Origin of the sequence: Reinekea blandensis MED297, from assembly GCF_000153185.1 — a bacterium.
GTDB lineage: Bacteria > Pseudomonadota > Gammaproteobacteria > Pseudomonadales > Natronospirillaceae > Reinekea > Reinekea blandensis.
Genome location: NZ_AAOE01000059.1, coordinates 1 through 1,474, shown reverse-complemented (window position 1 = coordinate 1,474; position 1,474 = coordinate 1). Strand labels below are relative to the sequence as shown.

At 37.7% G+C, this 1,474-nt stretch carries 2 protein-coding genes; one reads left to right on the top strand and one right to left on the bottom strand.

Annotation, left to right across the window (positions count from 1 at the left end):
• Nucleotides 1-727, top strand: a 727-nt coding sequence (locus MED297_RS00225; protein ID WP_008041253.1) for a glutamate--tRNA ligase family protein, incomplete at its 5' end; no start/stop codon positions are given.
• A 322-nt stretch (nt 728-1,049) separates the two neighbouring features.
• Here MED297_RS00225 and MED297_RS22255 read toward each other — a convergent pair.
• The coding region (locus tag MED297_RS22255) for an LA_2272 family surface repeat-containing protein (RefSeq protein WP_008041252.1) at nt 1,050-1,474 on the bottom strand (425 nt) is incomplete at its 5' end.

Genomic DNA, 1,474 nt, shown 5'->3' with positions numbered 1-1,474 from the left:
TTTAGGTGATGATGGCGCGAAATTATCTAAGCGTCATGGCGCTGTGGGTGTAATGCAGTACCGTGATGATGGTTACCTGCCACAAGCACTACTGAACTACTTAGTACGTCTAGGTTGGTCTCATGGCGATCAAGAGATTTTCTCACTACAAGAGATGATCGATCTATTTAGCCTAGAGTCAGTCAGTAAGTCTGCATCTGCATTTAATACTGACAAGCTATTATGGCTTAACAATCATTACATCAAAACAGCAGAACCAGAATACGTTGCTAAGTACCTAAAATGGCACTTAGATCAGAAAGAAATTTCTATTGAAAATGGTCCAGCTATTACAGATGTGATCACGCTTGTAGGTGAGCGTTGTAATACATTAATCGAACTTGCTGAACAATCTCGTTACTTCTACCAAGATTTTAGCGAATTTGAAGCTGGCGCGGCGAAAAAACACTTACGTCCTGTTGCTAAAGAAGCGTTAGCACTTGCACTTGCTAAAGTTGAAGCACTTGATGAATGGACAACAGAAAACCTTCATGCTGTTATTGCACAAGTGTGTGAAGAACTTGAACTAGGTATGGGTAAAGTAGGTATGCCTCTTCGTGTAGCTGTTACAGGCCAAGGTCAGTCACCTTCTGTAGATGCTGTTATGCAGCTAATTGGTAAAGAGCGTATTATAGCTCGAATTAAAATGGCATTAGCATTTATTGCAGAGCGTGAAGCTAACGCATAAGCTTGTTAAACGTTAAATAAAAAAACGGAGCATTAATGCTCCGTTTTATATAGTTGAAATTTTAGATTTATTTCTTATTTTCTACGCATACCCAAAAGTTTTGAGCTGTTGCACATTGTTGCATTACTTTTAATGGTAGCTCTTTGGCCCGTTCTTCATCAGTGTTTGCATTTACTACGAAGCTTGAAGAGAACATCAAAACTAGAAACAAAAGAAATACCCTAATCACAATAACCCCCTTTATTTATTGAAAGAATCTTTTTTATTTTAGAACAAGATCACACTTCCTGTGGGGATTTCAAATAATGGGCAAGAGTGATAATTAGAATCTTGCATTCACAATAGGGAAGACAGGAAGATCTTTGCTAACGAAAGTACCAGAACGGTCGAAGTTGATTAAACCGATTTGAATACCTTTATTGATATGATTTGTTGCATTCATAAAGCCAAATTGAAGTCCATTTAAACTACCTGCATAATTAAATAGTCCTAATTGCGCACCTGTGAAATTACCTTCTGTGTAGTTTACTAGACCTACATCAGCACCTTTTGCTGTTCCTCCATTAAAGTTTGCTAAACCTAATTCAAACCCTTTCATACTTGTACGGGTTCGGTTTGCACCATAAAACAAACCAAGGTTAAGACCTGTAAAGTTATCAATATCAGAAAGACCAAGAACTGAAAAATTTAACCCTTTCACGTTATGGCTTCGACCATAAAGTGCACTTAATCGAACACCTGATACAT